Origin of the sequence: Synechococcus lacustris str. Tous, assembly GCF_003011125.1 — a bacterium.
In the GTDB taxonomy this organism is placed as follows: Bacteria; Cyanobacteriota; Cyanobacteriia; order PCC-6307; family Cyanobiaceae; genus Synechococcus_D; species Synechococcus_D lacustris.
Genome location: NZ_PXVC01000007.1, coordinates 56269 through 65919, shown reverse-complemented (window position 1 = coordinate 65919; position 9651 = coordinate 56269). Strand labels below are relative to the sequence as shown.

7 protein-coding genes and 1 pseudogene are annotated in these 9651 nt (G+C 49.8%); 4 read left to right on the top strand and 4 right to left on the bottom strand.

The window, feature by feature from the left end; genetic code table 11:
- Positions 1 to 1707 (bottom strand): nucleoside hydrolase (locus tag C7K08_RS03305; protein WP_133165149.1); only part of this gene is annotated, 1707 nt, incomplete at its 3' end.
- A 130-nt stretch (positions 1708 to 1837) separates the two neighbouring features.
- Between C7K08_RS03305 and C7K08_RS16775 the strand changes: the two are divergent.
- Both C7K08_RS16775 and C7K08_RS03300 read left to right on the top strand, forming a co-directional pair.
- Positions 1838 to 2296 (top strand): annotated as a pseudogene (locus C7K08_RS16775) (inverse autotransporter beta domain-containing protein); the annotation flags it as partial.
- A 114-nt stretch (positions 2297 to 2410) separates the two neighbouring features.
- On the top strand, positions 2411 to 4288 hold the full coding sequence (locus tag C7K08_RS03300; protein ID WP_133165148.1) for a right-handed parallel beta-helix repeat-containing protein: 1878 nt from the start codon (positions 2411 to 2413) through the stop codon (positions 4286 to 4288).
- 14 nt (positions 4289 to 4302) lie between these two features.
- Here C7K08_RS03300 and C7K08_RS03295 read toward each other — a convergent pair whose 3' ends face one another.
- A complete protein-coding gene (locus C7K08_RS03295) occupies positions 4303 to 5001 on the bottom strand; it encodes a class I SAM-dependent methyltransferase (RefSeq protein WP_106499236.1) in 699 nt (232 codons plus the stop codon).
- 63 nt (positions 5002 to 5064) lie between these two features.
- Here C7K08_RS03295 and C7K08_RS03290 point away from each other — a divergent pair, with 63 nt between their 5' ends.
- Together C7K08_RS03290 and C7K08_RS03285 are read left to right on the top strand one after the other, a co-directional pair.
- Positions 5065 to 6312, top strand: a complete 1248-nt coding sequence (locus C7K08_RS03290; protein ID WP_106499221.1) for a DUF2252 domain-containing protein — start codon at positions 5065 to 5067, stop codon at positions 6310 to 6312.
- Positions 6287 to 6778 (top strand): hypothetical protein, encoded by a 492-nt coding sequence (locus C7K08_RS03285; RefSeq protein WP_106499220.1) that lies wholly within the window; start codon positions 6287 to 6289, stop codon positions 6776 to 6778. The genes C7K08_RS03290 and C7K08_RS03285 overlap by 26 nt, the downstream gene beginning before the upstream one ends.
- Here C7K08_RS03285 and C7K08_RS03280 read toward each other — a convergent pair.
- Together C7K08_RS03280 and hemC are read right to left on the bottom strand one after the other, a co-directional pair.
- Positions 6755 to 8686, bottom strand: a complete 1932-nt coding sequence (locus tag C7K08_RS03280) for a chloride channel protein (RefSeq protein ID WP_106499219.1) — start codon at positions 8684 to 8686, stop codon at positions 6755 to 6757. The genes C7K08_RS03285 and C7K08_RS03280 overlap by 24 nt on opposite strands.
- Positions 8667 to 9623 carry a hydroxymethylbilane synthase gene (gene hemC, locus C7K08_RS03275; protein ID WP_106499218.1) on the bottom strand — a complete coding sequence of 319 codons (957 nt, stop codon included), beginning with the start codon at positions 9621 to 9623 and terminating at the stop codon, positions 8667 to 8669. The genes C7K08_RS03280 and hemC overlap by 20 nt, the downstream gene beginning before the upstream one ends.
- Positions 9624 to 9651: the final 28 nt, after the last annotated feature.

Genomic DNA, 9651 nt, shown 5'->3' with positions numbered 1-9651 from the left:
GCTCATTGAATAGTAGGCACCGTTATTCGCGCTTATATCCGATGAACCTATATTTAAACGATTCTTATTTTGACCTAATATTGTTGGATCGTTTAGAAAAGGAAGGAAATAATCAATAAAAGACTGGAATGTTGGAGCTGACGAAGGGCCTTGGGGGGAACCAATAGCTTTTCCTTTAATTGAATAAGGTGTAGATCCTATTTGGGCATAACCAATTTCTAGGCCATAGTCGTGATTGCCAAGGGCTGACCAAAAGTGATTGAGCTTATCTGGTGATCCACCAATTTGATCAGTTACGATTGGATTTGGAAATCCAACAGGGTAATTATAAACATTATAGGGCCATTGTAATTCTCCTTCCTTAACCTTGATTCCATTGATCGAATCGTATGGCTTACCTAAATACAGTTTTGATGGGTAGGGATATAGAAAATTGTTATAATATTGCCCAATTGCGGCATCTATAGTAGTGCTAGCGCCTATGTTGTAAGACAAATCACCAATTGCAAAAATCTCGCTAGGCTTCCAACTCTGAACTAAACTACTAACGGCACTAGGTCCAGGCCCTAAAGAGTTGGTTGGTACGAAATTATTGTTTGTGGTGTTGTAATAAAATGATGTGCTTGATGCTATGGGGCCACCGGTATCAGAGATAAATGCAAAACGATATTTAGGGGCAAATGCAGAGATCATTTTATCTTCAAATCCTAAAAGATTTGAATCAAGAACCACATCAACTGATTTGCCCGCATTGTCAGGTTTTGTCCAACCAGCATATTCGGGGTCAAGTGAACTGCGAAGTTTACCCTGCCAATTTAACAAACTAAAATCATCAATACTTCCGTAAGGAACTGACGTTTGCGGTACTAACCCAGCCTGAACTGATACTTTTACCGCTTCGGTGCGAGTTGCGATATCAGGAAAGAGCGCAATAACAGTTGCCAATGGGTCCCAGTGGTAATATTCGCCAACTGGGGTTTTATAGGCATTTTCCCACCATTTTAAAATCACATTTGCAACTGGGCCTTGGGTTCCAGCCCTAAACTTATCGATAAAGTCTTGGGTTAGTGGAGCCTTATCAGTTACGTCTAGGGGTACCATCTTTATGGGAACGCCTGAATCAAACAATATTTTTGAGGCTACAGGGTCTATCCATGCATTAAATTCGGCTTTCTTATTTATTGATGGTGGTGCTTTGATATTACCATCCACATATACCGCGCCAACCATACTTACAACGCGTTCGATTTTTTTTGCTAGTTCGGGGTTTGCAATTAAAACTTTCGCGAGAGTTGTATGAGCACCAATAGCAAGAATTGATATTTTTTCGCTACTTTCAGTTAAGATCTTTTTTAATAGGGCGGTTGATTGATTATTTTGCTTGGCAATATCTTCAGTATATGATGGTATGTTAGCACCATTCAATGCATCTTGTGGATAACGCCAGGCTGAGGGGTATTGGTGGTAGCCGTCTAGTGTGTCTTGATCACCAATACCAACTGATGGAAGATCTGCTGAGCTAATCCCTGCAAATCGCATAAGCCGAATTGCATTTTCTTTGGCCGACTGTGCGTGAGCAAGACCAACGCCTTGGGTAGTGACAGCTTTTAGTTTAAAATTACTTGATTCATTATTAGATAAAGTAGCAAAATACAAAAGGGCTATTTGATCATCTAAGCCCATATCAGTATCCAAAACCCAGTCCATAGCAAAAAAAAATTTATTTCACACTAAAAGCCATCGAAAAAACCGCTATTCACAATGTGCACAGAAAAAACTGGCACAATAAATATCATTTTGAAAATTTGTTGATTATTTTTTTCTAAAAAAACTTGTTATGCGCTCATTCCTTCCACTTATAGTTTGTGGCTTATTATCTAGCCAAGTTGTAAGTGCCCAAACAACTACAGCTGAAGCTGTTTCTAGTGATAAAAAAATACCGCTGTTGAAAGCAAATGGCGGCTTRCGCTTTGATTCGCAAGGGGCTGGCACGCCCAATACCCTYAGCGGCTATGCATTCTTGCCAATTCTGGCTAACAACCGGGGSGACATTTTATTTGCYGAGTCKTATATCAACTGGAACATTGCCAGTGATGGCATCGATAGCAGCATCGGCAGCAGCACCCGSYTKGGCTATCGCTGGCTARCTGAGAATAAATCYTGGATTTATGGCGTTAAYGCCGGCATCGACAACCGCCCCTTCCARGCCCAAAACTTTCTGCAGGCAGGGGTTGGMCTTGAGGCCCTMAGTCCCAATATTGAATTMAGGGTTAACGGMTACATTCCTTTCTCCCAAACCAGCAATCTCTACAGCACTGCATATAAYGGCGCCTACGGCCTGGTTAACGATCAGCTGCAACTAAACCGCTCCCGCTGGTTTGGGGTAGCGCTGGGCGGTATTGATGCAGAAGTGGGCACTCCAGTGGCCCGCTGGCAGGGCGGTGACCTGCGCCTTTATGCGAGCTACTACTACCTAGATGGCGACTATGTGAGTGGYAGCTCCGGTGTACGTGCCCGGGCAGAGCTTCGCCTAGGGGAMAAGCTCAGCGTTGGTGGCACMGTTTCATACGACGAYATTTTTCAAACCCAAGCCACGGGTTACGTKCGACTCGGWTTYAGCCCTCAGCAGAAACCAGTTGGAAAAACTATTARTGATGCAGAGGATCTTTTCCTTGCCCAGCGGGGCTTACCGGTAGATCGCCAACGGGTGATTCAAATGGTTAACCAGCAGGTAAAAGATCAAGAGGTTGCTAAAGATCCATTTACTGGCAAGCCCTGGGTGGTGCGTTGTGTGGGACAAAATGCAAGTGCCTACAGCGTGCGTTGCGGCTATGGCGGTCTAAGCGCGGCTGTAAATGCCATCGGCGCTCCTGCCGATGTGCTGCTGCTCGCCGATGGCACCAATAGCAACCTCAATGGCTCCACCCTGCGCATGCCGGCAAGCACAAATCTCAGCAACGGTTCTAATGCGCCAGTGCTCGCAACCCAAGGTGGTTTTATTCCATTGGCAGCAGTTTTTGGCCCAGGCAATGGTGCGGCTCCGCAAATAAATAACGGAATTTTAAGTATTGGCAGCAATACTACAATAGCTGGTTTAGCATTTAACAATACCTCGATTACAAATTACAGCACTAAAAATGTATTAATTGCCAACAATAGTTTTGTTGGTTCCTATACGGATAACCCAGGAGGTGTATCTGCCAATGCCCTACCCAGCATCAACCTAAATGGCGTCAGTGACGTAACTATCCGTGGCAATAGCTTTAATACTCCCCAAGTTGCCAGCTATGCATCGGTTACCGGAGCCGATGGCTTGGCCGTTTGTGGCAACCGCACTAGCGAAACCTCTGCCACCTGCCTCAGTGGCAATGCCATTCGCATCACCAACGGCATTGGCATAAATATTGCTGGAAACAGCATCAGCAATGCCCTTGATGAAGCCATTCGACTAGATAACGCCAATGGCACTGTCAATATACTAAATAATACAATCACAAACACGCGCATGGGGCCAGACACAAATATGCAGGCAGCTATATTCATTCGGCAGAGCTCAGGCACAGCCAACGTTACTGTTTCTGGAAACAGCGTCACAAGCAATATCCGTGGTAGATATGCAGCGGGCGCCAACGGTGAGCTCGCCTATGATGACCAAACCAAGAGAAATGTAATTGACCCTCTTGAAATTGGTCTTTGCCGGGGCCGCACATCCTTTGGCAATACASGGGATCTTTATGGAGATGGCCTTTACGGGGATTGCTCTAACGGCCCTGCAACAATGAATATAAACATAACAACCAACAGCCTGACCCCTGGAACAGGTGATGCCAGCAGGCATAATCACGACGGAATAGATTTTAATGTTGGACAAAATGGTGTATTTAACTTTGCCATTGATCACAACTATGTAAATGTACTTACGGGCAACCCCCTAACAACAGACTTCCGTGGCACAGCCATGGTTGTAGGTAGTGTAACCAAYAACACAWTCGTAGCCCAGAAAGCARRAAATGCAGGTATTGATTTCTCTGYTTCTAATCAAAATTTACTACCGGGYGGCCAGMGCGGATCAGGCTTGATTAATGTTTCAGCCAATAGCATTACTACCAATGGAGGAAWATTAGTGGATATCACCGGCTATGGCTACACAAACGTGGCCGTTCCATACACTATCAACCTRGACATGCCGCTGTCGGATTACAATGTAGACACTCGCGRCATACCAACCAATGACTTCTCACGATTTACAGTTAATTACACCGGCGGCACTCAAAACTACCCCTTCTAAAATTAACCACAAACTTAAGTTAAGACCAATAACTTCTCCGCCTGATGCTGCCCCACCCAAGCCCACTGGCTCTCAAACCCCACTTCCATGGCCACTGATTCAATCAGCTGCCGGTCGGCGGGATTGTCGAGGCTGCTGAGGTGGGCGATGGTGTGTTGTTGTTGCAACTCTGTCATCACCGTCCAGCCGCTCAGAATCCTTTGCTTGTAGCGATCCACATATTCCCCACGGCTTTCGCCCGGTTCCCGGAACACGTCACCCCACAACAGCAAGCCCCCCGGCCGCAAGCGGCGGCGACAACCCTGCARAAACGTCTGCTTTTGTTCGTCGTTTAAATGATGTACGGCAAAGGCCGTATGGATCAGATCCACAGGCAGACCATCCACCTGGTTTGCCCAAGCCAAAAGATCACCCTGCTCAAATCGGCAGGGGTAAGCCACCGCTCCCAATTCCTGCTCGGCCAAAGGCAACACCCCAGCGGTGAGATCAAGGCCCAGCAGTCCGCCCAGGGGCCAGCGTCGGTAATGGCCAGCCATCAAGGCCAAATCCCCACAACCGAGATCCACCAATTCAGGTCCAGGGGCTCCCAGGGGTCTAGCCGCCAGCCATTGGTCCACCACCTGGGCCACCGCCGCCGTGAGGGCCCGGTGTTCCATCAGATCGTTGTCAACGATCGCCCGGTAGCTACCCMACTGCTGCTCAAAAAACTCCATGGCTCCCATAGCACCCTCGCTCAAGCATTCTGGGCTTTCCCCCTAAACCCAGRGCCGCCAGCCATGAACTTAAACCTMTTTGARCCYTGGTCCGCCAGCCCCCGGGCCGATCAGATCCTGGRCCTCAACCAGCACCAGGAGCAGGGGCGGTTGCCATGGCTTTTGCCCCTGCGGCGCCAGCGCATGGCGGCATCAGCCTTCAGTTTTTTCCGGGGCGCCGCCGCCCAAATGGCCATAGACCTGGCCCAGCAAACCAATTCAGGGGAACAGCTGCAACTTTGTGGTGATGCTCACTTAATGAATTTCGGCTTCTACGCCTCCCCTGAACGCACCCTCCTATTTGATCTCAACGATTTCGACGAAACCTACCCGGGCCCCTTTGAGTGGGACCTCAAAAGGCTTGCTGTTAGTGCGGTATTGGCAGCACAGGAGCTGGGCCTTAAGGAAGAAGAACAGCAAACCGCTGTAAAAACTCTCGCCAAGCACTACCGCAGTTGCATTGCCCGCTATGGCGAACGCAATCGATTGGAAGCCTGGTATGCCCGCCTAGATGCTGAAGCCTTCATAGGTGGAATAAGTAACAAACACTTTCGTAGCTATCTGGAAACGGTGGCCCAGCAGGCACGGGGTCGCGACAGCCTCAGCAGTGTGCGCCGCCTCTGCGAAGGGGAAGGCCCCAGTAGACGCTTCCGCAATGATCCGCCAACGCTGCAAACTCTGGAGGCGRTAGAAAATTGGCGACCTTCCCTGAAAAATGGCTACCTCGACACCCTGCGGGTGGAGGTGCGTGGCTTGTTACAGCACTTCAATGTTGTTGACCAGGCTCTGAAGGTAGTGGGGGTTGGGTCTGTGGGCCGTCGCTGTGGCCTGGCCCTGTTGCAAGGGGAGCACCCCAACGACGTGATTGTGCTGCAGGTGAAGGAGGCCKTKGCCTCGGTGTTGGCCAAGGAGGAAAGCGAAAGGCAACAGGGGCAACGGGTGGTGGAAGGGCAGCGCTTGATGCAATCAGCGAGTGACCCTTTCCTAGGCTGGGCCAGCACCAGCGATGGCGGCCACTGCTATTGGCGTCAATTCCGCGACTGGAAAGGTTCGATTGATCTTGCCGCCCTAGACGAATGCTGCTTAATCGACTACCTGAAGCTCTGCGCCGAAGCCCTTGCCAAATCCCATGCCCGCAGTGGTAATCCAGCAGAGATCAATGGGCTATTGGAAAGCATCCCCCGCTACCCCAGCCAACTAGCCATCTATGCACAGAGCTATGCCAAGCAAACAGCTCTAGATCACAATGCCTTTGCCGGGGCATTCGCTTAAATTAATTAAAACTGATTTATTAAACATGGTTTTAGTGCGTAGGGTCTTAGCCCAGCTGATCAGCGCAATTCTGGCCCTAYTAGGGCTGCTACTGATTTTTTCCAAGGGTGGGGACTTTGGTAGTTCAGCAGAGCTTTTGCCAGTGGGCTTTTTTGTGGTGGTACTGAGCCTTGCTGCCTATGCCATGACCTGGTGCAGCAACGGTAAAACCTTCAGCACACCCCGCGATCTTGCTGAGGTGTATCTGTGCTCTGGAGTTTTATTTCAAAGCAGTCTTCTTGCTCTCTTGTCATCAGCAATGGTCACAATATCAACATTCTCCCCATGGCTTTCAACTTTTAAATACTTTTTTTACAGCCTGCATTGGCTATTTTTTTCAGCGGCAATCGTGCTGGCCTGGTGGGCAATCCATAGGTTATTAAGGCTCAGCGCCCGGCCAAACCTAACCCTTGATCCGCCTAGCTAGGGCCCTGGCTAAACCATCGCGGCTAGCAATTCCTTGCAACTGCGTTACGGCTAAACCCTCCGGCGGCAAACCCTGYGGTAGCTGAGCAGATAAACCTTCCTCAACCATAAATACCGGTAATTGCCTGAGCCCATTGGGCCGCAATTGATCTTCTAATCTACTTAAATCTGCAGATGATGGCAGCCAAACCAATTCACTGCGTAAACAATCCTGTAAAAAAGAAACTGATCGCTTKGAATTAAGCACCTGTTGCAAATCAGCAAGGGTAATTAAACCTTTCACCCATCCCGCYTGCTCCACCAACAAACAATGGCCATGGGCATCAAGCAACATCGCCAATGCCGTAGACGGTGCTAGATCAGCGGGCAAAACCAATGGCGCCTCAGGTTCTAGGGCCTCAGCCACTAATAACTGTTGCAATTGGCYGCGCCTTTCCTCCTCCACCGGATCAGGGCCCAATAAGCCTGGATCACTTAAMCCCTGCCAWCGCTCCACCAACAGGGCACTCAAGCCAGTAGCTGCCATCAATGGCAACACAATTCGAATGTCGCGGGTKARYTCAAATAACAACAGCAAKGCCGTTAGCGGTGCCCTAGCAGCACCGGCAAGCACTGCCGCCATACCCACCATGGCGTAGGCAGGCGCCTCAGCTACCGGTAAGCCAAAACCACCATCGCCCAATAATTGCCCATAAAAACTACCTAAAACAGCRCCTAAAAATAGAGAAGGTGCAAAACCACCACCAATAAATCCGGTGGCATTACTAACACCTGTGGCAACTAATTTAACWATTAATAGGGCCAGCAGTGTTAACAGGCTGATGCCACCGCCAGAGCCGAGAAGTGATTCAACAGTGTCGTAACCAACGCCTAGCACCTGTGGAAAACCAAGGGCTAATAACCCAACAGCAAGGCCCCCAACRGCTGTTATCARCCAAGGGGGAATTAATTCYAATTTCGCTTGAACMGCTTCACTGCGSCCAAGGGCAAGTAGGCGCACCAGGGCCCATGCCACAAAACTGGCAAGTAATCCCAAACCYAAATAAAGGGGCAATTCCAAGGGGGAACGCACTTCATAGGCCGGMAGGCGAAAGATTGGTTCATCTCCCAAACCCAACTGAATAACCAGGGTGGAACTAACAGCAGCCACCAGCACTGCCCGCAGGCTTGGCCTGCCTGGGATGGTGCTGTAGGCCCCYTCAAAAGCAAAAAACACCCCKGCRATAGGTGCCCTGAAGCCAGCGGCTAAACCAGCGGCAACGCCAGCACCCACAAGGGCTTTAAGTGCATCAGGAGTAAGACCTGCTCTCCTGCCAAGCCACAGGCCAATATTTCCGCCACTTTCAACACTTGGCCCCTCGGGGCCAAGGGATGCGCCACTGCCAAGGCTGATCGAAGCACCAATTAAACGGGCAAAAGGTAGGCGTGGCTCCGCTTGCAAGCGACCATCAGCCATCGCCATCAAACTGGGCAAACTGGGGCCCAAATCTTTGCTTAGCAACCGCAGTAAMCCCACCAACAATCCGCCGAGCACGGGTCCYARAACCACAGGCCAACTGCTCAACCATGGCRGCGGCATTGGCACCGGCGGCAACACAGGTTCAGGCGGCAGCACAGGTGGTGGCGATAGAACTCCCAAGCCACCTAGGCCTATTTGTAATAAAGACTGCAATGGMGTTGCAGCCGCTGGCGGTGGCGGCGGCGGCAGCACYTCMGGCACYAATGGATGGGGGCCAACCGCATCCATCACGAAGGCAACAAATGGKCCGTAGATCAGATTATTAATAAAGCCAAGTAGATAATGAAAACCAACAATTGCCAARCCGGTAAGTAAGCCAACTAGGGCTGCCCACGCCAGTAAACCCCACTGAAATGGAGCGGCAGTGGCTTCAGCYTTGGGGTCTAACATCTGCAAATATCTGTTGGAGAATTTCCCCTGCCCCTTGGCTGCGTAATTTTTCRGCCAGGGCAATTCCTATCGCTTCAGGATCAGCCTGGCTGCCTTGCACTTGATCACGTATTAAACGCTTTCCATCAAGGCTCGCCACCATACCTGTGAGCACTAAATTATCGGCAGAATCAAAGCTGCTATTWACGCCAATTGGCACCTGGCAACCSCCCTCAAGGCTGCGCAAAAAAGACCTTTCTGCTAAACAACGCAATGCCGTTGGGCGATGCTCTAATACTTTGATTAATGCCAACACTTCAGGATCMGCTTYCCTGCATTCAATTCCCAATGCACCTTGACCAACAGCATGGAGTGAAATACTTGGATCAATTAACTCGTGGATACGATCTGCAAGTCCTAAGCGGCCTAGGCCCGCGGCCGCTAATATCAAACAGTCATAATCGCCAGAATCAAGCTTCTCTAACCTAGTTATTACATTACCTCGCACATCCTTAAAAACAAGATGGGGATAGTGGTAGCGCAGTTGCGCTAAACGCCGCAGGGAACTAGTGCCAACAACTGATCCTTCAGGCAAGCTGGCAAGSGATTTATCGAGRTGGCGGGAATGAACCACCAGGGCATCCGCTGGATCCTCCCTTTCGGTAACACAGCCCAGCATYAAACCAGCGGGCAGATTGGTTGGTAAATCCTTGAGGCTATGCACTGCAATATCTGCATGATTAACCAACATCTGCGCTTCTAATTCCTTAGTAAATAAACCCTTATCACCAATTTTTGCCAATGCMACATCAAGGATTTTGTCCCCTTGGGTGGCCATTGCCTCGATGCTGATTTCWAGGCCGGGATGGGCCCGCAGCAATTCAGCCTGCACCCACTCGGTTTGCACCATCGCCAATTGGCTGCGGCGGGAAGCGATTCGAAGGGTGGAGATGGTCATCAGTGCGTTGGGTTGTCCGGTAACCGGC